This window comes from Lapillicoccus sp. (genome assembly GCF_036559105.1).
Taxonomy (GTDB): Bacteria; Actinomycetota; Actinomycetes; order Actinomycetales; family Dermatophilaceae; genus Lapillicoccus.
The window spans coordinates 1-21,213 of sequence record NZ_DATBTV010000015.1 but is presented as its reverse complement, the minus strand read 5'-3'; the positions used below and the strand labels follow the sequence as shown (position 1 = coordinate 21,213).

Genomic DNA, 21,213 nt, shown 5'->3' with positions numbered 1-21,213 from the left:
GGCCTGGCGGAGCACACCGCGTGATCGGTCAACCGATATTCTCTCTGGTCCTGCTGTCGGGTGTGAGCGGGGTCAGAAGAGCGAATAGCCCCCGTCCATGACCAGGACCGCGCCGGTCATGAACGACGACGCGTCACTGGCGAGAAAGACGACCGCGGGCCCGAACTCATCCACCACCGCGTAGCGACGCATCGGGGCGTCCTCGATCCACCAACGCTGCAGGTCCGGGTGGTCCACAGGCGACATGTCCGTCTTGACGTACCCGGGGGCGATGGCGTTGACGCGGACGCCGGCGGGGGCCCACTCGGCCGCCAGGCTCCGCGTCAGGTGGTGCACCGCCGCCTTGGAGGCGTTGTAGGCGGGCTGGTTCTGCGGGCGGTTGACGATCACTCCTGACATCGAGCCGATGTTGACGATCGACCCCCGGCGACGGGCCACCATCCCTCGCCCGACGATCTGCGAACAGTTCCACACCCCGTCGAGGTTCACGGCCAGCACTCGGCGCCAGTCCTCGACCGTCACGTCGAGCGCGTCGGCCTTGCTCGAGATGCCCGCGTTGTTGACCAGGACATCCACCGGACCGAGGGTGCCTTCGATCCTGGCGACGGCGTCCTCCACTGCGCCGCGGTCGGTCACGTCCGCGGCGACTGCCATCGCGGAGACGCCCTCAGACCTCAGCTCGGTCGCCACCGCCTCAGAGCCATCGAGCTGACGGGCCAGAACGGCCACCGCGGCTCCTGCCTCGGCCAGCGACCTGGCGAACTGTCGTCCAAGCCCGCGAGAACCGCCGGTGACCAGAGCGACCGTGCCCGTCAGTGGTGCCGTGTCCATGGCCCGGACCTCCACTTAGTCGAACGAAGTTTCTGATACTTGCTTTTCTATCACCTACATCCTATAGGATCAAGCCGGTTCGTCGACGTGGACAAGAACTGTGAGGTGAGAGGGTGATCGACTCCCAGCCCACCATGCCGGCGTCAGGGGTGACCAGCGAACCCGACGCCGGTGGCGCAGCGCCGGACACCCCGGCGGTCGAACGCGGTTCGACGGGTATCAAGGTGGTCCTGCTCGGCCTCAAGGCCGGACCTCTGTTCATCCTCGCCCTGCTTGTCGTCCTGCTGTGGGCGAGCACCGAGGACCACGTCTTCATGACGTACGGCAACATCGGTAACGTCCTCGAACAGTCCGCGGGAGTGTGCGTGATTGCCCTCGGGCAGCTCATGGTCATCCTGACCCGCGGTATCGACCTGTCCATCGGCTCGACCGTTTCGCTGTGCTGCGTGATCTGCACGGTTGTCTACCGTGACACCCAGTCCGCCGTCTGGTCCATCCTGCTCACCTTCGTCGCCGGGCTCGCCGTCGGGTCTGTCAACGGGCTGATCCTCGTCAAGGGGCGCCTTCCGCATCCGTTCATCGCCACGCTCGCCACGCTCAGCATTGCTGCCGGCTTGGCGCTGTACATCGCCGACGGGTCGACCATCATCGGTGCCCCCGACATCGTCGACCTCTTCGGCGGCGGCCGGATGAGCCAGATCGGTGGCGCCGGCGGAGTGGGCTGGTTCCCGTATGCCACGCTCGTCGTCCTCGCCGTGACCGGCGTCTGCTGGGTGATCCTGCGCAAGCTCCTGTGGGGACGCTGGATCTATGCGGTCGGAGGCAGCCCCGACGCCGCGGTTCGCACCGGAGTCCCCGTCAAAGGCGTCCTCATCTCCGTCTACGTGCTGAGCGGCCTCTCCGGCGCCGTCGGCGCGCTGCTCTTTGTCGGAGCCGCCGATGCCGGATCGCCATTTACCGGAGTCGGGATGGAGCTTAATGCCATCGCGGCGGTCATCATCGGCGGAGGCAGCTTCCTGGGTGGTCGGGGAACCGTTGCCAACGCGCTCACTGGTGCCCTGATCCTCGGCGTGATCCACAACGGCCTCAACCTTCTCGGCTTCGACCCCAACTGGCAGTACATCGCGACCGGCGTCGTCATCGTGCTCGCCGTCGAGCTCGACGTGATCCGTGCCCACTTCGAGGACCGCTTCCGCAGCCTCCAGGCGAGGCTCGGGTGAGCGCCGGGATGGAGGCCTCGGCGCCGGTGCTCAGCATCACCGACGCGACCAAGCTCTTCGGCGCCGTCGTCGCCCTGGACGGGGTCACCCTCGACGTCTGGGCGGGCGAGGTGCTCGCCCTCCTGGGCGACAACGGCGCTGGGAAGTCGACCCTCGTCAAGTGCATCAGCGGCGTACACCGCCTCGACCGTGGAGTGGTCAGCATCGACGGGCTGCCGGTCCAGATCACCTCACCGACCCAGGCGCGGGACCACGGCATCGAGACCGTTTACCAGGACCTCGCCCTGTTCGACAACCTCGACCCCACGGCCAACTTCTTCGCGGGCCGCGAGATCGCCCGGCCCACCTGGCTGCCGCAAGGCCTTCGCTGGCTCGACCAGAGTCGGATGCGGACTCAGGCCAGAGACCTGCTGGACCGGCTGCAGGTGCGGCTGCCGGACTTCGACGCCGACGTCGCCCTCATGTCCGGTGGGCAGCGCCAAGCCGTCGCCGTAGCGCGAGCCGTGGCCTTCTCATCAAAGCTGGTCATCCTCGACGAGCCCACCGCCGCGCTAGGACTGCGCGAGTCGGCCAAGGTCCTCGACCTCGTGCGTCGACTGAGGGCCGACGGGGTCGCCGTGATCCTCATTTCGCACAGCATGGACCACGTCATGGCGGTTGCCGACCGCGCCGTCGTCCTGCGCCGGGGACGCAAGATCGGCGAGGCCCCGGCAACCCCCGCACACGAGTCACAGCTCGTGTCCTGGATCGTCGGAGCTCAGTCCGGCGCTCCCATCTGAACGCTCAACCGGCTGCCGCGCAACGACGTTCGGCGACCAACCCACGCAAAGGAGCACGCAGTGACAACACGATGGAAGGCTCTCGGCGTTATCGCGGCCGCGGGTGTACTGGTGGCCGGTTGTTCGAGCTCGGGAGGCTCCAACAGCGCCGTCGGCGGGGGTGGCGCCACGTCATCGGCCGCGGCCGACTCCGGGCCGGTCAAGGTCACCCTCATCACCAAGGCGACCGGCGGTTTCTGGGACGCCATGATCGCGGGCGCCAAGAAGTACGCCACCGACAACCCGACGAAGGTGACGCTCACCACGTTGGCCTGCAAGACCAACGACGACACCCCGTGCCAGATCGCCCAGATTCAGGACAGCGTCACCAAGGGCAACAAGGCGATCGTCGTCTCGCCCATGGGGCCTGGCGTTATCCCCGCACTCGAGAAGGCGAGGCAAGCGGGCGTCAAGATCGTCTTTGTCGACAACACGCTGCCGGGATTCACCCCGGACGCGGTTTCGGCGACCGACAACGTCAAGGGCGGCATCGAGGCCGGTGACTACATCAAGACCCAGCTCAAGTCCGGTGACACGATCGGTCTGCTGATCGCAGTCAAGGGCGTCCCCGCACTCGACGCCCGGATCGACGGCGTCAAGAAGCAGCTGGACGGTACCGGGATCACCGTCGTCGAGGGCGGTCAGCAGACGACGTGCGACCCGAAGATCGGCGCGACGGTGACCCAGGACCTGCTGACCCGCTATCCCAACCTGACGGCGATCTACTCGGCTTGCGACTCCCCCGCCATCGGCGCGTCTACCGTCGCGAAGCAGAAGAACCGCCCACTGAAGATCTTCGGTTACGACGGTGACCCGGACATGTCGAAGCTGATCCTCGCCGGCGACACCGTGGCCACCATGGCCCAGTCACCGTTCAAGATGACGAACCTCGGCATCAAGGCAGCGGTCAGCGCCCTGGACGGGCAGGCCTACGACAAAGCCATCGACACCGGCGTCACCCTGGTCACTAAGGAGAACGCGGGCCAGTTCAAGGACGCCTGGCAGTAGGCGCATCACCTCCCGGCCGGCTCAGTCCGGCCGGGACGGCGCTTGCGCCAACGAACGACGAGCCGAGACTCGCACGGCTCGGCTCCCACTGACCTCGAGGACGATACGACGATGCGCGAAGTCCTGTTGCACCAGCCGGGCCGACTGGAGAGCCGCGAGGCGCCTGAACCCCCAGCTCCGGGCCTCGACCAGGCACTGGTCGCCGTTCGACGAGTGGGCATCTGTGGCACGGACTTCCACGCGTTCGCCGGAGAGCAGAACTTCTTCTCGTACCCGCGGGTTCTCGGCCACGAGCTCGCGGTCGAGGTGCTAGCGCTCGGTCCCACCCACGCCGATCCGAGGATATCGGTCGGCGACCGATGCGCGGTGATGCCGTACCTCACCTGCGGCCGCTGTCGTCCTTGCCGCGCTGGCCGCTCGAACTGCTGCGAGCGCGTCGACGTGCTGGGTGTGACTGTCGATGGAGGCCTCCATGAGCGGATGCTCGTCCCGATGTCCGCGCTGTATCCGCGAGCCGACCTGACGTTGGACCAGCTCGCCCTCGTGGAGACGCTGGGGATCGGGATGCACGCGGTTGAGCGGGGCCGGCCTGAGGCATCGGACTCGGTGCTCGTCATCGGAGTCGGGCCGATCGGTTTGGCCATCGCCCAGTGCCTGGCCGGCCGGGTGGACTCGATCCTCGTTGCCGACATCTCGGAGCTGCGTCTGGGCTTCGCCGAGCGGACCGCGAAGGTCGAGACTCTCCTCGCCGGACCGAACCTGCTGTCCCAGGTGATCGAGCGCAGTGGCGCGGACCTGCCGTCGCTCGTGTTCGACGCCACCGGCAGCCGCGGCTCGATGGAGCAGGCGGTAGCGATGACCGGCGCCGGGGGGCGGCTCGTCCTCGTCGGGCACACCATGGGCGTGCTCAGCCTGGACAACCCGACGTTCCACCGGCGCGAGCTCGACCTGCACGCCTCCCGTAACGCGGTCGCCGAGGACTGGGCGGCGGTGGTCGAACTGGTGGCCAACGACAGCCTGGACCCCCTTCCGTGGGTGACGCACCGCTCCACCCTCGAGACCGTATGCACCGACCTGCCGGGCTTTGCCGATGACGATCATCTTGTCAAGGCCGTGGTCCACGTCGGTCCGGAGGAGTCGTGATGGCCCAGGACGGCCGACTGCTCCGGCTGGCCGAGTGCGACAACGTCTACGTCGCGACGACTCACCTCCACGCCGGCGACGAGGTAGCCGTTGGGGAGACCGCAGTGCGGGTGGACGACGACGTCGAGCTGGGTCACAAGGTGGCCGCTGCGACGATCGAGCTCGGGCAGCCCGTGGTTCGCGGAGGGATGGCCATCGGGTTGGCCACGCGACGCATCGAGGTCGGCGACTGGGTTCACACCCACAACCTCGTCAGCAGCTACATCCGGACCTTCGACCACCGAGGAGGCGCTGATGTCCACGATCACGGGCTTCGCCAGGAGTGACGGCCGGACCGGCATCCGCAACACCGTCGCCGTCGTCTACACGGTGGAATGCGCGCACATGGTGGCCGGCAGCATCGCCGCACCCTTCGTCGACGGGGACGTGCACGTCATCGGGTTCGGTGGCTGCTACCCGAGCTCCTACGCCCACCTCATCCTCGAGCGGCTGTGCACACACCCGAACACTGCGGCGGTGCTGCTGGTCTCGCTCGGCTGTGAAGGTTTCGACCGCGACCGCCTGCAGGCCGTCGTCGCCGCGAGCGGGCGCCCGGTGGCCAGCCTGGTGATCCAGCGGGCCGGCGGCACCCGCGCCACGGTGGCCGCGGGACGCGAATGGGTCGCGGCCGCCCTGGCGACCGTCTCGACCACCCCGCGCCGAGAGATGGCCGTCAGCGACCTGGTCGTCGGGACGATCTGCGGTGGCAGCGACGGAACCAGCGGCATCACCGCCAACCCCGTCGTCGGCCGGTTCTTCGACGAGCTCGTCGAGGCCGGTGGGACCGCGATCTTCGAGGAGACCGGTGAGCTGATCGGGTGCGAAGCCCACATGGCGTCCCGCGCGGTGACTCCGCAGCTCGGCGCGCAGATCGTCGCCCGGGTCGAGAAGGCCGCCGAGTACTACACGAGGATGGGACACGGCAGCTTCTCCCCCGGTAACGCCGAGGGCGGGTTGACCACGCAGGAAGAGAAGTCGCTCGGCGCCTACGCCAAGTCCGGCACCGGACCCATCCATGGGGTCATCACGCCCGGCCAGGTTCCACCGACCCGAGGTCTGCACCTGCTCGACGTCGTCCCCGAGGGGGACCTCCGGTGGGGATTCCCCAACATCAATGACAACGCCGAGATTGCCGAGCTGATCGCCTGCGGGTCGCACCTGGTCGTGTTCACGACCGGCCGTGGCTCCGTGGTCGGCTCGGCCATCTCGCCGGTGGTCAAGGTCTGCGCGAACCCCGAGACGTATGCCCGCATGTCGGAGGACATGGACGTCAACGCCGGTCGGATCCTCGGCGGGGGAGCAACGATCGCCGAGGTCGCACAGGAGCTCATGGACGTCGTCGTAGCGACGGCGGCGGGTCAGCCCACCGCGAGCGAGGGCCTCGGACATCGTGAGTTCGTCCTGACGTACAAGTCCGCCGAGCCGGCCGGGCCCTCGTGCCTGCCGATGGCGCGATGACGGCCGGCCTGCTCGCCCCGCCTCGTTACGACGCGTCGACCATCGTCCCGACGGTCGCCCACATCGGCGTCGGCGCATTCCACCGCGCTCATCAGGCGGTGTACGCCGACGCCGTCTTGGCGACCGGCTCGGCCGCCGGAGGCATCACCGCGATGTCGCTGCACTCCTCCCAGCTGACGTCCGCGCTGCGCCGCCAGGGGTACCGCTACCTCGTGATCGAACGGGGTGAGTCCGGAGACCGTGCTCGACCGGTCACCTCGATCCGGGACGCCCTTTCGGTGCCCTCACACGGCCTCGACGCGGTCCTCGACCGGCTCACCGACCCGCGAGTGACCGTCGTGACCCTCACCGTCACCGAGAAGGGCTACTGCTGCACCGCGGCCACGGGCGACCTCGATCCCGCACGCCCCGAGGTCACCCACGACATCGCTCACCCGAGCCGGCCGACATCGCTTCCCGGTGTCCTCGTCGAGTCGCTCGCACGGCGGCGTGCGCTGGGCATCGCGGCACCGACCATCTGCTCCTGCGACAACCTGCGCGCGAACGGTCAGACCACCCGACGGGTCGTGACGGCCCTGGCCGCTCAACGCGGCGGCGGCCTGGCCGACTGGATCGAGACCACCGTCTCCTTCCCGTCGTCCATGGTCGACCGCATGGTTCCCGAGCCCACAGACGCTGTCCGCCAGGAGGCGTACGACCTGACCGGGCGTGCAGACGACTGTGCGGTCGTCACCGAACCCTTCTCGGCATGGGTACTCGAGGACCACTTCCCCTCCGGTCGGCCACCATGGGAACGCGTGGGCGTCGAGCTCGTCGACGAGGTCCTCCCGTTCGAGCGCGCGAAGGTCCGCATCCTCAACGGAGCTCATTCGGCGCTGGCGTACCTGGGTCTGCTCGCCGGGCACTCCGAGATCGACCGGGCCTACGGCGACCCCCGGCTCCGCGAGTTCGTGAGCGAGATGCTCGTCCACGAGGTGATTCCAACGCTCACCCCACCGCCCGGTGTTGACCTGGCGGCGTACGCGCGGGTGACCCTCTCCCGGTTCGGGAACTTCCGGCTCGGCTACACCACGCGAAAGGTCGCTGGTGACGGCGCGGAGAAGCTGCCGGGCCGGATCCTGGCCAGCGTCACCGATCGGCTCGCAGTTGGCGCCCCCGTTCAGCGGCTGGGTCTGGTGGTCGCCGCATTCGCGACCTGTGCTCTCGGGCCCCGCGCCAAGGAGCTCGGCGTCGTCGACCCCACCCTTGACCGCCTGCTGCCAGAACCCCGTCGGCCGGTCGGGGCTGCGGCGGCGGTCGAGGCGCTGTTGTCCGTGCAGGCCATCTTCGGACCGGACATGCGGCACCACGTCTCTTTCCGAGACGAGGTCCACCGGTACGCCGCCGACCTGTGGAAGGGCGACGTCACCGCAGCGATTCGCAGGAGCGAGCGATGACCACGTGGGAGGAGAAGCTGGCGCAGCTTCGGATCGTCCCCGTCGCGGTCATCGAGCGACCGGAGGACGCCCGGCCGGTCGCCCAGGCACTCAAGGCGGGCGGGCTGCCCGGCCTCGAGGTGACGTTCCGCACCGCCGCCGCAGCCAAGGCGTTGGCCTGCCTCGCCGAGGACCACGACCTCCTCCTTGGCGCAGGAACGGTACTGCGAACCAGCCAGGTCGATGAGGCGGTCGACGCCGGCGCGCGGTTCAGAGAGCGCCACGCGGGCGGCCAAGGACCACGGGACGGTCGTGTCCTACGACCTGAACTACCGAGCCAGCCTGTGGGACGCCTACGGCGGCCAGGCGCGCGCCCAGACCGTCAACGCCACCCTCGCTCCCTACGTCGACGTCATGTTCGGCAACGAGGAAGACTTCACACAAGCCCTCGGCTTCGACGTGCCCGAACCGCCCAGCCACAACGGGGCCAGCGCATCCCTTAATCCCGAAACGTTCGAGCTCAGGATCTCCGACGTCATCGAGCGATACCCCAACCTGTCCGTCGTCGCCACCACGCTGCGAACGGTCCGCAGTGCCGGGACGAACGACTGGGGGGCGATCGCCTGGTCCGACGGACGATTCCACCACGCGGCCGTACGTCCCGGACTCGACATCCTCGACCGAGTAGGAGGGGGCGACAGCTTCGCCGCCGGCCTGGCCTACGGCCTCCTCACCGGGCAACCACCAGACACCGCCGTCGAGTACGGCGCAGCCCACGGCGCGCTGGCGATGACCACCCCAGGCGACACGTCGATGGCCAGCCTCGACGACGTCCATCGGCTGGCCCACGGAGGCAACGCCCGAGTACGCCGCTGAACGCCGCCGAAACGGCTGAATCCGCCAACGGCCTCGCCCGCATGACTGTCTCGTCGCTCGCGCTTGCCCTCTCGTGCCGACTGAGAACGAACCCTGAGGCCGTCTGATCATCGCCGTGAGCGGCTTCTCCGGGGCTGTGGTCTCTTGGCTAAGCGCCAGGAGAATGCGCTCGTCGGCTGACGGCAGCTTGGAGGATCACGACGATGAGAAGGAACGCGCCGGAGACGACCTGTTGGACGTAGGAGTTGAGGTTGGCGCCTTGGACGATGAGGTTCTGGATGACGAAAAGCAACATCACGCCGGCGAATGTACCCACCATGGATCCGACTCCGCCGGCGAGCAGGGTCCCGCCGATGACCACGGCGGCGATCGCCGACAGCTCGTAGGAGTCGCCGATGCGGGCTTCCTGGCCGCCGCCGGAGAGAGCGGTGGTGAGGATGCCGGCCACGCCGGCGCAGGCGCCGCTGATGGCGTACACGATGGTCGTCGAGCGCCGCACGGGCAGCCCCATGAGCTCGGCGGCGGGCGTGTTCCCGCCGATGGCTTGGATCCCCTGACCGAAGGCGGTGCGGTTCAGTACCCACCATGCAACGGCGAAGATGACGAGCGCGAACCACACCGGGTTCCCAATACCCAGCAGCGATCCGGTGCCGAAGGTCTCGAACACCTTGAAGCCAGGCACTTTCGGCACCTCGTTGCCCTCATCTGTGATGAGGAAAACCAAACCCCGAATGCCCGTGAGCCCAGCGAGGGTGACGATGAACGCCGGCAGCCGGAGCCAAGCGATCACCAGCCCTTGGACCAGACCGGCGAGGGTGGCGGCGCCGAGCGCCGCGACGATGGCAGCGACCGAGCCGTACTGCGAGAACATCGCGCTGAGTATGACGGCCAGCGCATAGGTGGATCCGACGGACAGGTCGATGCCGCCGCTGATGATGACGAACGTCATGCCGGCGGAGATGATCGCGATGAACGAGGCGGCCAGCGCGACGTTGCGGAAGTTGTCGGCCGAGCCGAAGGTCGGCACGGTGAGCACGCCGAGGACGATGACGACGACGAGACCGACGACGGCGGCGTTTCGGGAGAGCAGAGATGTGACCTTCTGCCGGCTGGCGACAGCTGCGGTGCGGCCGCCACGGTCGGGGGCGACGGCGACGACCTGCTGAGGGTCGGTGTCTAACGCGTCTTCTCGGCGCGAGCCCGGGGTCATCGGGTTTTCCCGGACAGGCGCTGGCTGTAGACCGCGGCGATGATGATGATGGCCTCGACGATGCGGGCACCGGAGTCGGGCACGTTGTGGGAGACGAGGGTGGTCTCGAGAAGCTGGATGAAGATGGCGCCGGCCACGGTGCCGAGGATGCGGACCTGTCCACCGCTGAGCGCCGTGCCGCCCACCACGACGGCGGTGATGGCGCTGAGCTCGATGAGCAGACCGATGTAGGAGGGGTCGCTCGCTCGCAGACGCGCGGTGGCGATGACTCCGGCGATCGCAGCGAGGGTGCCGGAGATGGCGTAGACGGTGATCAGCGTGCGGCGGACGGGCAGGCCGGCGAGTCCACTGGCCCGGCGGTTTCCACCGATGGCGAGCACTCGGTAGCCGAAGCCGGTGCGGCGGACGACGACGGCGATGATGCCAGCGAGCAGCACGGCGACCCACATGATGTACGGGATGCCGAAGAGGCTGCCCTGGCGGACGGTTTGGAAGAACGGGACGAACAGCTCGATGAGCGCGCCACCGGTGATGACGAGGGCGATGCCACGGCCGGCCACGAGCATCCCGAGGGTCGCGACGATGGGCTGGACTTCGGCGACGGCGACAACCACCCCGTTGAAGACGCCGACCAGCAGGCCCACCAGGACCGCCGCCACGATGGCGATGGCGATGGGCTGGCCGAAGCCGTTGCCCCCCGTCACGACGAACCTGGCCAGGACCGCGCTGGCGATGGCCATGGTGGCGCCGACGGAGAGGTCGACTCCCCCCGTGCCGATGACCAGAGCCATCCCGAGCGAGACGATGATGACCGGCGGAAGCTGGGCGAACAACAGCTGGATGGTGGCAACGGTGAGGAAGTTGTTGGTGGCCACGGCGTTGTAGAGCAACAGCAGCAGCAGGGCGCTGTAGACGCCACGCTGGCTCAGCCAGGCGGTCCAAGAGTCGCCGACGTGCAACGTCTGCTTCAGGCCGCGTTGACCTTCAGGTGGTGGGCCGGTGGCCCCCGGGTCGGCGGCGGGAGCGCCTGGGGCCTCGGTGGCACTCATGAGGCTGCCTGGTTCTCGACGTCGGCGGCGTCCTCAGCGGCGGCGTCGGCGATCATGTCCATGATGGTGTCCTCGGTGATGTCGGTGCCAAACAGGGACCCCAGTTGGGCCCCGTCGCGGAGCACGATGACGGTGTCGGAGCCTTCGACCACCTCCTCCAGCTCGGAGGAGATCAACACGACGGCCATCCCCTTCTCCGCCAGCTCGGCGATGAGGCCCTGCACCTCCGCCTTGGCGCCGACATCGATACCGCGAGTCGGTTCGTCGAGGAGCAGGACGCGCGGGTTGAGGCAGAGCAGCCGGGCGAGGAGCACCTTCTGCTGGTTACCTCCGGACAGCTCGGCGACGGGCTGGCCCGGCCCATAGGCCTTGATCTGTAGGCGGTCGAGGAACACCTCGACGATGTCGTCGAGCTTGCTGCGCGAGACGAATCCCCCGGTGGTCAGCTGCGGCAGGGCTGCCAGTCCGATGTTGTCGCGGATGGACAGCTCCGGGATGATCCCTTCGGCCTTGCGGTCCTCGGGCAGAAACGCGACCCCTTTGCGGATTCGTGAGGCGGGCGTCTGGTGCCGCAGCGGCTGTCCGTCGACCTTGATGTCGCCCGCGTCCAGGGGCATGGCTCCGAACAACGCTTTAGCGGTTTCACTGCGTCCCGAGCCCAGAAGACCAGCCAGGCCAACGACCTCGCCGGGGCGGACGACGACGGACACGTCATCCAGGACGAGTCGACGGCTCATGTGGGTCGCGGTGAGGATCGGATCGACATCGGCGACGGCTGGCCGACCGGCGAGCCGGGTCAGATGGCCATCCACCTCGGCCAGCTCGCGACCGAGCATCCGGGAAATCAGCTCACGACGGTTGGTCTGTTCGGTCAGCCCGGTCCAGACCAACCGCCCGTCCCGCAGGACGGTGATGGTGTCGCAGGCACGGAACACCTCGTCGAGCTTGTGGGAGACGTAGACGACGGCGTGTCCCTCGGTCTTGAGCAGGTCGACGACCGACAGCAGCCGTTCGACCTCCCTGGGTTCGAGGGAGGAGGTGGGTTCGTCCATGACGACGACGCTGGAGTCGGTGGAGACGGCGCGGGCGATGGCGACCATCTGCTGGATGCCGAGTCCGAGCTCGCCCAGCGGCCGCCGGACGTCCGCAACAATGCCCAGACGCTGCAGACCCGTGTGGGCCTCCCGGTTCATGCGTCTCAGGTCGAGCGAGCCGAACCGGGTCGGTTCGCGGCCCAGGAAGAAGTTCCTGGCCACCGACAGCTGCGGCGCCAGGTGCACTTCCTGGTAGATCGTCGCGATGCCGGCCAGTTGCGCCGCCCGGGGCGAGGAGAAGGAGACCTCTTCGCCCCGGTAGACGACCTGACCGGCGTCCGGCTGGTACACGCCGGTCATCAGCTTGATGAGCGTCGACTTGCCGGCCCCGTTTTCCCCGACGAGCGCGTGGACCGACCCGGCGTGCAGGTTCATCGAGACGTCAGCGAGGGCTCTGACCCCGGCAAAGCTCTTGGTCAGTGACCGCACCGCGAGAACGGGGCCGTCCTTGGTCGTCGTCGTCACAACCACTCCTCGAGAGTCGGGGGCCGGCGTTGTGAGAAGGACTGGATCAGTACGCGGTACCGGACGAGAGAGCCTCGGCGGCGTTGCTCTTGTCGTACTGGTTGTCCGTGGTGATCGTCACGGCCGGGGCACCGGCACCGTTGACGTAGGCCTCGAGCGCGGCCTGCGCGGAGGGACCGTATGCGGGGTTGGACTCGATGACGGCGTCGAAGTTACCGTCGACGATGGCCTGCACGGCGCCCTTGGTCCCGTCGATAGAGACGATGTGCACCTTGTCGATGCCGGACTTGCCGGCATCATCGAGCGCCGCCAGCGCGCCGAGACCCATCTCGTCGTTCTCGGCGTAGATCGCGTTGACCTCCGGGTGGGAGCGCAGCAGGGTCTCGGTGACGCTCTTACCCTTCTCGCGGGTGAAGTCCCCGGTCTGCTGGAAGATCACCTCGACGCCGGTGGCGTTCTTGGCCTTGAGCTGGTCGAGGAAGCCGGCGGTGCGGTCGTCGGTGACATTGACGCCGGACGCGCCGAGGAGGATGGCCAGCTTCGCGGTGCCGCCGGTGGCCTTGATCATGGCGTCCGCAGCGCGGCGGCCCTGCTGGACAAAGTCCGAGCCGAGCTGCGGTCCGACGCTCTGACAACCGGTCACGCCGGTGATGTTGCGGTCGACCGGGACCATCGCCACCTTCTTCTCCTTGGCGTAGGCGATCGCGTCGCCGAGGCCGGTGGAGTTGATGGGCGAGAAGATGATCGCCTTGGCGCCCTTGTCGATCATCCCCTTGATGTCGCTGTTCTCCTGCTGCACGTTGGACTGGGCGTTCGTCGTCAACAGCTTCCATCCGTTCTTGGCCGCAGTGTCCACCTGGGACTTCGTCGACGCGATCCGGAAGGGGTTCGCCTCCTTCTCGGACTGCGCCCACCCGATGGTGTCGGACTTGAAGTCGATCTTCGCGATGCCCAGGTCGGAGGCCTTGCAGACCGGGCCGTACTGCCCCTCGACGCCGGCTGGCTTGGTGGTGGTGAGCAGCTCGGTTCCGCCGGCCGCCTTGATCGCAGCGGGGACCCCGCCGGCGGCATCGCCCACCGTCTGTGAAGCGGACGGCGCACTCGACGAGGACGAGGCGGCCGAGGTGGCGGCGCCTCCGCCGGTCGTGGTGCCGGTGCTACAGCCAGCCAGGACGGCCACGGCCGCGGCCGCGGAGATGGAGACGACGGTCGTTCGACGAACGGTCATGACTGCGGTTTCCCTTGCCTCGGTGTCAGTGGCCTCGGCAAGGCGCCGATGCCAGGTAGTGCGGGGGCTCGCATCCATAGTCCAAGGATGTGGTTAGCGATAACATGGACCAACAGAATCGGTTTGTCAAGGATTTGACACCCACCCGTGACCCCGGTTGTAGCCGGGCGCGAGGAGAGGCGCAGTAAGCCAGTGGCGGCCACGCTTCCGACGGGAAAACCCGGCGGCTGCAGTGGGATCGGCGACCGGATGGCTTCGCGGGAACGTGACCGCCTCGCCAGCCGGACCGGTGAGGACCGCGTTGGTACCCAATGTCTGTTTACGCTAACATCACGTCACTCGCGGCGGTGCTGCCGCCGAGGGCTCGACGAGGAAGGTACGGACCATGAGCGATGCCGCCCACCACGAGGTGTGGTTCCTGACCGGGAGCCAAGGGCTGTATGGGCCGGAGACGCTGGACCAGGTTGCGCTCCAGTCCCAAGAGGTTGCGTCATTAGTGGCTGCGAGTGCCCAGATGCCGGTGGTAGTGGTGTGGAAGCCTGTCCTGACCGACGCCAGCGGGATTCGAGGGGTGATGATGGCCGCCAACGACGACCCGGCCTGCGTCGGGGTGATCGCGTGGATGCACACGTTCTCGCCGGCGAAGATGTGGATCTCCGGCCTGGACTGCCTCCGGAAGCCGCTGCTGCATCTGCACACGCAGGCTCACCGGTCGATCCCGTGGTCGAGCATCGACATGGACTTCATGAACCTCAACCAGGCCGCCCACGGCGACCGCGAGTTCGGTTATATCCAGACCCGCCTCGGGATCCCCCGGGTCACCGTCGCCGGTCATGTCTCGGATGTCGAGACCGTGGCCAGGATCGCGAAGTGGGCTCGGGCCGCGTTGGGCGTGGCGGCGATGCGGTCGCTGCGGCTAGCCCGGTTCGGGGACAACATGCGCAACGTTGCCGTCACCGAGGGCGACAAGGTCGAGGCCGAACTTCACTTCGGGGTCTCGGTGAACACGTACAGCGTCAACGACCTCGTGATGGTCGTGCGCGAGGTGAGCGACGCACAGGTCGACGAGCTCGTCCAGGAGTACGACGACCGGTACGACGTCGCTGTGGAGCTGCGCGCCGGAGGTGACCGCCGCGCCAGCCTGCGTGAAGGCGCCCGTATCGAATCCGGACTCCGAACCTTCCTCACTGACGGCGAATTCGGCGCTTTCACCACCAACTTCGAGGACCTCGGCGGCCTACGGCAGCTGCCCGGCCTGGCCGTCCAGCGGTTGATGGCCGACGGGTACGGCTTCGGCGGCGAAGGCGACTGGAAGACATCGATTCTCGTGCACACCCTCAAAGCCGCTGCCCTCGGGCTGCCCGGCGGGACGTCCTTCATGGAGGACTACACGTACCACTTCGGGCCGGGCCCGCAACGGATCCTCGGTTCGCACATGCTCGAGGTGTGCCCATCGATTGCGGACGCCACACCGACGCTCGAGATCCACCCGCTGGGCATCGGCGACCGGGACGACCCGGTGCGGCTGAAGTTCTCCGCCGCGGCCGGCCCGGGCATCGTCGTTGGCATCTGTGACCTCGGTGACCGGTTCCGGCTGGTGGGCAACGAGATCACGGTGGTGCCCCCCGACGAGGAGTTGACAGCACTTCCGGTCGCCAGCGCCGTGTGGGAACCCGAGCCGAACCTGTCCACCTCCGCTGAGTGCTGGCTGGCCGCTGGCGGCCCACACCACACGGTGCTCTCATCGGCCCTGACCGCCGACGTCGTCACTCACATCGCCGACATGACCAACACCGAGCTCGCGTTCATCGACGCCGACACCACCCCCCGACGCTTTGGTCAGGAGCTGCGGTGGAACAACGCCTACCAACGTCTAGCTGCCGGGCTGTGACTGGGCGCGCTCGATGAGCGTTGGTACTGCCCGAGTCGGGCGGATGACGGACGGCACCCCCGTTTACGCGCACACGCTGAAGGCCGCAGCCGCCGGCCCTCAGCTCCGAGTCTCGGAGCTAGGGGCTAGCGTGAACTCGCTGGTGACGAGGGACCGTCACGGAGCGGCCCAGGAGCTCGTCCTGGCTCATGCAACCCTCGGCGCCCGGCTGGCTTCCACCGCCTATCTCGGCTCAACCGTCGGACGGTACGCGAACCGGATCGCCGCCGGTTCCTTCCGGTTGGACCATCGAGAGCATGTCGTGGCGACCAACGAAGGCCGTAACGCTCTGCACGGCGGACGGGACGGCTTCGATCGCCGCTTGTGGCAGACGGTGTCCACCACTGACTGCGCTGTGCGCCTGGCCATGGTCAGCCCGGACGGGGACCAAGGTTTCCCAGGCGCTCTGACTGTGCAGGTCACCTTCGAGGTCCGCGACGACTCGGTCAGTATTCTGTACGAGGCGAGGACAACGGCGCCGACGGTCGTCAACCTGACGAACCACTCGTACTTCAACCTCGACGGACACCTGAGCAACGGCATCGACGACCATCTGCTGACCGTTCACGCTGACACGTACACGCCGGTTGACGCCCAGCTGATCCCGCTGGGGCACGTGCAGTCCGTCGCGGGAACACCCTTCGACCTCAACGCCGGCACGCGCATTGGGGACGTGACTCGAAACCCCCACCCGCAGCTGCTGCTGACCCACGGCCTCGACCACCACTTCGACGTCCGAGGTGACGGTCTTCGCCGTCATGCAACGCTGTTCAGCCCTCGCTCCGGGCTGACGCTCACGGTCAGCAGCGACCAGCCCGGGCTCCAGGTCTACAGCGGCAACTTTCTGGACGGATCGGTTACCGGTCCCCACGGGCGAACCTACCGCCAAGGCGCCGGGATAGCCCTGGAGACCCAGCACGCGCCCAATTCTCCCAACCGGCCGCAACTTCCGTCCACGGTGCTACGACCTGGCGAGATCTTCAGGTCCATCACGATCTGGGATCTGGGCCTGCAGCTCGCAGGGTAACGGCGGATCCATCACGCTGGGGTCGGCCTAGCGGAGCTAGCACGAACGACGAGCTCAGGAACGATATTCGCGACCAAGTCGCGAGGAACGTCCTCCCCCGCAAGCATCGAAGCCAGCAGCTCCACTCCGCGCCGCCCCAGCTCGTCGAAGTCCTGCCGCACCGTTGTCAGCGCCGGCGAGAAGAAGCCTGATTCCGGAATGTCATCAAAGCCGACCACACTGATGGGATGTGGTGCGGTCATGCCTCGCTCGAACATGGCGTGCATAAAGCCCAACGCCATCTGGTCATTGCCCGCGAACACGGCCGTGGCTTCCGCCGTGCCGTCGAGAATGGACTGCGCTGCGGCGTACCCCGACGCCGCCGACCAGTCACCACGCAGCAGCCGCGGAGCCGGCGCGCCGCGTTCGGACAACGCCTCGCGCCACCCCTCCACCCGTTCCCGCCCCTCGAACCAGTCGTCGGGACCGGCGATGTGCCAGACGGTCTCATGCCCGAGGTCCAGCAGATGCTCTGTTGCCATTCTCCCGCCGCTGCGCTGATGCACCCGGACCAGGGGCGCGACCCCCGGGTGGCCGGCCTCGACCGAGACCAGCGGAACCGACCCCGCCAGCTGCTCGAGCGCGTTGGCCGAGGCGATCTGCGGCGTGATCGTGATGACACCGTCGGCGGAACGTTGGGTCAGTGAATCCAGGGCGTCGGCCATCGCCTGTCGAGTGGGGTTGGACAGTGTGACGATGCTGACCCCGTAGCCGCGCTTCCGGGCCGCCCGCTCGATTCCCAGCAGCGCCGAACCCGGCCCGTACAACACGGTGTCAAAGGTGATCACGCCGATTGTCCCGGACCGGCCACTGACCAGTCCGCGAGCCATCATGTTGGGCTGGTAGCTCAGTCGCGACAACGCCGCCTCGACCCGGGTCCGTGTCGAGGCCGCGACATTCTGACTGCCGTTAAGCACCCGCGACACCGTCATCACCGACACCCCGGCCAGACGCGCGACATCGGTCATCGTGGCCGGTCGGGCGTTCAAGGTGCTGCGCTCATAGTGGTCTCAGATCGACATGGTTGAGAACGTGAACACGCGTGCTTTGGCCGCCTGTGTTTCCGCATTGTGCCATCTTGGAGCGGCTGCACCAAACCTCCTCGCGAACCGATGGACACACATTGTTCCCGACCACAGGGTCGAGTGAGATCTGACGGCGCCGCCGTCTGGGACAGGGCGAGACTCGTGGCTTCGCGGGTCGCTCAAGTACAGAGTTTCCTCGGTTGATCAGCCTGAGCCTCCACTCAATCACGCTGTCAGACATAGGCTTCAGCGATCTGACAGGTGGGGGGCTACGAACGTCGACCCAACCACGCCGGCCACGGCCCGGGGATCTGGTTGGGTGGAAGTTGGCCACGCGGGTGCGCGCCTGGAGATCTGTGCTGAGCACTCGGGTCCCTCAGCCGGAGGCATCTCCGGCGCCCGGTTGGCGCGGTGGCTCGCTGGACTGCCTCCATGATTGCTGATAGCGTTAACATTGACCGACAGAGGCACTCATGACGCGTGGAGGACCAGTGACGACCCCTCTCACCGATGCCGTCCGTGCGACGGTAGCCGAGTTGCGGCGCGACGTGGCCGACCTGCACGCAGAGCTGACACGCTATGAGCTGGTGGTGTGGACCGCCGGCAACGTCTCGGCCCGGGTGCCGGAAGCGGACCTGTTGGTCATCAAGCCGTCCGGGGTGTCATACGACGACCTGAGCCCGGACTCGATCGTGGTGACCGACCTGCACGGCGTGCTAGTAGACGGGGAGCGGGCGCCGTCCTCCGATACGGCAGCGCACGCCTACGTCTACCGGCACCTGCCCGACGTCGGCGGGGTCGTGCACACGCACTCCACCTACGCCACCGCCTGGGCCGCCCGTTTCGAGCCCATCCCCTGCGTCCTGACGATGATCGCCGACGAGTTCGGCGGTGACATTCCGGTCGGCCCGTTCGCTGTCATCGGGGACGACTCGATCGGACGCGGCATCGTCGACACCCTTCGGACCAGCCGATCCCCGGCGGTGTTGATGGCTGGCCACGGCCCGTTCACCATCGGCGCCACCGCCCGGGCGGCGGTCAAGGCGGCCGTCATGCTCGAAGAGGTCGCGCGTACCGTGCACATCGCGCGACAGCTCGGGCAGCCGGCTCGCCTGGCGCAGCAGGACATCGACGCCTTGTACGACCGCTACCAGAACGTCTACGGCCAGCCCCCTGCTGGCGAGCCCACCCTGGACGAACGAGCCGACACCAACGGCTCGCTACCGGGAGGGCGGTCATGACCGCGCACGACTCGCCTGATCGCGACGAGGTCGCCCACAGCATCCGGTCCGGACACACCGCCCTAGGAATCGAGCTCGGCTCGACCCGAATCAAGGCTGCACTCATCGGACCCACCCATCGGCCCATCGCCACAGGCGCCCACGCATGGAGCAACCAGTTCATCGACGGACTGTGGACCTACGACCTGACCAGTGTGGTCGCGGGCCTGCAGAGCTGTTACGCCCAGCTCGCCGACAACGTTCATCAGGATTACGGCGTCGAGCTCAACACGGTCGGCTCACTCGGGGTCTCCGCCATGATGCACGGCTACCTCGCGTTCGATGACGACGGCGAACTGCTCGCGCCGTTTCGGACCTGGCGCAACACCAACACCGACGCCGCCAGCCGGGACCTCAGCGACCTGTTCGACCAGAACATCCCGCACCGTTGGAGCATTGCCCACCTCTACCAGGCAGTCCTCGACCACGAGGAACATCTTCCGCGCCTGGGACACCTGACCACACTGGCCGGCTACGTGCACAACCGGCTGACCGGCGAGAATGTCCTCGGCGTGGGCGACGCCAGCGGGATGTTCCCGATCGACGTCCAGACCGGCACCTACGACACGACCCTGGTCGCCAGGTTCGACGAGCTGATTGCCGACCGAGGCTACCCGTGGACGCTAGCGGAGGTCCTACCCGCCGTTCTCCCAGCCGGCGTGGCCGCTGGACAGCTCACCACCGGCGGAGCGCTTCTACTCGACCCCACGGCCCAGCTCCAGACCGGCGTATCACTATGCCCGCCGGAGGGCGACGCAGGAACCGGAATGGTGGCCACCAACAGCATCACCCCCGGGACCGGGAACGTCAGCGCCGGCACCAGCATCTTCGCCATGGTGGTCCTCGACCGAGAGCTGCGCGCCCGCCACCCCGAGATCGACCTCGTCACCACCCCAGAGGGAAACCCGGTCGGCATGGTGCACTGCAACAACGGCACCAGCGAGCTCGACGCCTGGGTCTCGCTCTTCGGCGAAGTCACCACCGCGTTCGGTGCCACCCAGAACACCGACCGGCTCTTCGAGCAGCTCTACCGAATCGGACTGTCCGGCGAACCCGATGCCGGCGGTTTGGTGGCCTACAACTTCGTCTCCGGGGAGCCAGTGGTCGGCGTCGAGCACGGGCTGCCGCTGCTGCTGCGGCAGCCAGGAAGCCGATTCACTCTGGCAAACCTGGTCCGCGCGCAGCTGAACGCGACACTCGGTGCGCTACGGATGGGCATGGACGTCCTCACCACCGAAGGCATCAGACCCCACCGGCTGTATGCGCACGGCGGATTCTTCACCACCAGAGATGTCGGGCAGCGAATGTTGGCGGCCGCCCTGGACACTCCAGTCGCGGTCACTGACACCGCAAGCGAAGGCGGCGCGTGGGGCATGGCTCTCCTGGCCGCGTACCGCGCAGAGCGCTCCGACGGCCTGACGCTATCCCGGTACCTCAGCGAGAACATCTTCGACGACGACTCCTTCGAAACGCTCGTCGCCGACCCGAGTGAGGTGGCCGGATTTGCCGCGTACATGAGCAGCTACCGCACTGGTCTGCCCATCGAGCGACAAGCCGCCGAACTCCTGACGGCGCCCCCCGGGTCGATCTAGCGCACCAAGTCAACAATGTTCACCCCACCCCGCCCGGTGGGAACCGCTCCAGCGACCTGGGTCGAATCAGTGCCGCTGAACCCGCCTGGATCTTGCGGAGGGCTGGTTGGTTACGCGACGTCCGGGGCGGGGGCCGCGGTGGTTGCTTGACGGTAGTCGTTCTCGGCTTCGAGGGGTGTCCGGTAGCCGATTGAGGAGTGCAGCCGGTTGGCGTTGTACCAGGCGACCCAGCGAGCGGTTTGCCGCTCGACCTCTGACCGGGACGTCCAGGTCCTGGGCCGGGGGTGGATCACCTCGGTCTTGTACAACCCGATCGTCGACTCCATGAGCGCGTTGTCGAGTGCGTCGCCTACGGTACCGATGGAGCCGGCGATCGCGGCGTCAGCGAGCTCTTGGCTGAACGCCAGCGACGTGTATTGACTGCCGGCGTTCGAATGGTGGATCAATCCGGTTGCCGTGAAACGTG

At 67.6% G+C, this 21,213-nt stretch carries 19 protein-coding genes and 1 pseudogene; 13 read left to right on the top strand and 7 right to left on the bottom strand.

Annotation, left to right across the window (positions count from 1 at the left end):
- Positions 1 to 72: 72 nt before the first annotated feature.
- On the bottom strand, positions 73 to 831 hold the full coding sequence (locus tag VIG79_RS01780; protein ID WP_331881356.1) for an SDR family NAD(P)-dependent oxidoreductase: 759 nt from the start codon (positions 829 to 831) through the stop codon (positions 73 to 75).
- A gap of 113 nt (positions 832 to 944) precedes the next feature.
- Between VIG79_RS01780 and VIG79_RS01775 the strand changes: the two genes are divergently transcribed.
- From VIG79_RS01775 to VIG79_RS01740, 9 genes and pseudogenes are all read left to right on the top strand, one after another.
- Complete coding sequence (locus VIG79_RS01775) at positions 945 to 2,051, top strand: ABC transporter permease (protein WP_331881354.1); 1,107 nt, start codon at positions 945 to 947, stop codon at positions 2,049 to 2,051.
- Complete coding sequence (locus VIG79_RS01770) at positions 2,048 to 2,830, top strand: ATP-binding cassette domain-containing protein (protein WP_331881352.1); 783 nt, start codon at positions 2,048 to 2,050, stop codon at positions 2,828 to 2,830. The genes VIG79_RS01775 and VIG79_RS01770 overlap by 4 nt, the downstream gene beginning before the upstream one ends.
- Positions 2,831 to 2,941: 111 nt before the next feature.
- The gene (locus VIG79_RS01765; protein ID WP_331881350.1) at positions 2,942 to 3,877 is read left to right on the top strand and encodes a sugar ABC transporter substrate-binding protein; all 936 of its coding nucleotides are present in this window, start codon (positions 2,942 to 2,944) and stop codon (positions 3,875 to 3,877) included.
- A 111-nt stretch (positions 3,878 to 3,988) separates the two neighbouring features.
- A complete protein-coding gene (locus VIG79_RS01760) occupies positions 3,989 to 5,020 on the top strand; it encodes an alcohol dehydrogenase catalytic domain-containing protein (protein WP_331881348.1) in 1,032 nt (343 codons plus the stop codon).
- A complete protein-coding gene (locus VIG79_RS01755) occupies positions 5,020 to 5,346 on the top strand; it encodes a UxaA family hydrolase (protein ID WP_331881345.1) in 327 nt (108 codons plus the stop codon). Before VIG79_RS01760 ends, VIG79_RS01755 begins: the two co-directional genes overlap by 1 nt.
- On the top strand, positions 5,315 to 6,517 hold the full coding sequence (locus tag VIG79_RS01750) for a UxaA family hydrolase (RefSeq protein WP_331881342.1): 1,203 nt from the start codon (positions 5,315 to 5,317) through the stop codon (positions 6,515 to 6,517). The genes VIG79_RS01755 and VIG79_RS01750 overlap by 32 nt, the downstream gene beginning before the upstream one ends.
- Complete coding sequence (locus tag VIG79_RS01745) at positions 6,514 to 7,953, top strand: mannitol dehydrogenase family protein (protein ID WP_331881340.1); 1,440 nt, start codon at positions 6,514 to 6,516, stop codon at positions 7,951 to 7,953. Before VIG79_RS01750 ends, VIG79_RS01745 begins: the two co-directional genes overlap by 4 nt.
- Positions 7,950 to 8,144: pseudogene (locus tag VIG79_RS19700) on the top strand (2-dehydro-3-deoxyphosphogluconate aldolase); the annotation flags it as partial. The gene VIG79_RS01745 and the pseudogene VIG79_RS19700, both read left to right, overlap by 4 nt.
- Positions 8,145 to 8,175: 31 nt before the next feature.
- Positions 8,176 to 8,808 carry a PfkB family carbohydrate kinase gene (locus VIG79_RS01740; RefSeq protein WP_414672563.1) on the top strand — a complete coding sequence of 211 codons (633 nt, stop codon included), beginning with the start codon at positions 8,176 to 8,178 and terminating at the stop codon, positions 8,806 to 8,808.
- A 148-nt stretch (positions 8,809 to 8,956) separates the two neighbouring features.
- On the opposite strand, the gene VIG79_RS01735 is transcribed toward VIG79_RS01740, so the two are convergent.
- From VIG79_RS01735 to VIG79_RS01720, 4 genes are all read right to left on the bottom strand, one after another.
- A complete protein-coding gene (locus VIG79_RS01735) occupies positions 8,957 to 9,844 on the bottom strand; it encodes an ABC transporter permease (RefSeq protein WP_331881336.1) in 888 nt (295 codons plus the stop codon).
- A 170-nt stretch (positions 9,845 to 10,014) separates the two neighbouring features.
- Positions 10,015 to 11,067: an ABC transporter permease gene (locus tag VIG79_RS01730; protein ID WP_331881334.1), complete on the bottom strand. Its 1,053-nt coding sequence runs from the start codon at positions 11,065 to 11,067 to the stop codon at positions 10,015 to 10,017.
- Positions 11,064 to 12,626: a sugar ABC transporter ATP-binding protein gene (locus tag VIG79_RS01725; protein WP_331881332.1), complete on the bottom strand. Its 1,563-nt coding sequence runs from the start codon at positions 12,624 to 12,626 to the stop codon at positions 11,064 to 11,066. Before VIG79_RS01725 ends, VIG79_RS01730 begins: the two co-directional genes overlap by 4 nt.
- Positions 12,627 to 12,672: 46 nt before the next feature.
- The gene (locus VIG79_RS01720) at positions 12,673 to 13,854 is read right to left on the bottom strand and encodes a substrate-binding domain-containing protein (protein ID WP_331881329.1); all 1,182 of its coding nucleotides are present in this window, start codon (positions 13,852 to 13,854) and stop codon (positions 12,673 to 12,675) included.
- Positions 13,855 to 14,239: 385 nt separating this feature from the next.
- On the opposite strand from VIG79_RS01720, the gene araA reads away from it, so the two are divergent.
- Both araA and VIG79_RS01710 read left to right on the top strand, forming a co-directional pair.
- Positions 14,240 to 15,745, top strand: coding sequence for an L-arabinose isomerase (gene araA, locus VIG79_RS01715; RefSeq protein ID WP_331881326.1), 1,506 nt, complete (start codon positions 14,240 to 14,242; stop codon positions 15,743 to 15,745).
- Between the two features lie 13 nt (positions 15,746 to 15,758).
- Positions 15,759 to 16,811 (top strand): aldose epimerase family protein, encoded by a 1,053-nt coding sequence (locus tag VIG79_RS01710; protein ID WP_331881323.1) that lies wholly within the window; start codon positions 15,759 to 15,761, stop codon positions 16,809 to 16,811.
- Between the two features lie 11 nt (positions 16,812 to 16,822).
- On the opposite strand, the gene VIG79_RS01705 is transcribed toward VIG79_RS01710, so the two are convergent.
- On the bottom strand, positions 16,823 to 17,818 hold the full coding sequence (locus VIG79_RS01705) for a LacI family DNA-binding transcriptional regulator (protein ID WP_331881320.1): 996 nt from the start codon (positions 17,816 to 17,818) through the stop codon (positions 16,823 to 16,825).
- A 548-nt stretch (positions 17,819 to 18,366) separates the two neighbouring features.
- Here VIG79_RS01705 and VIG79_RS01700 point away from each other — a divergent pair.
- A complete protein-coding gene (locus VIG79_RS01700) occupies positions 18,367 to 19,116 on the top strand; it encodes an L-ribulose-5-phosphate 4-epimerase (protein WP_331881318.1) in 750 nt (249 codons plus the stop codon).
- The gene (locus tag VIG79_RS01695) at positions 19,113 to 20,747 is read left to right on the top strand and encodes a xylulokinase (RefSeq protein WP_331881316.1); all 1,635 of its coding nucleotides are present in this window, start codon (positions 19,113 to 19,115) and stop codon (positions 20,745 to 20,747) included. Before VIG79_RS01700 ends, VIG79_RS01695 begins: the two co-directional genes overlap by 4 nt.
- A 110-nt stretch (positions 20,748 to 20,857) precedes the next feature.
- Here the strand turns inward: VIG79_RS01695 and VIG79_RS01690 are convergent.
- On the bottom strand, positions 20,858 to 21,213 hold a 356-nt coding region (locus tag VIG79_RS01690), incomplete at its 5' end, for an integrase core domain-containing protein (protein ID WP_331881314.1).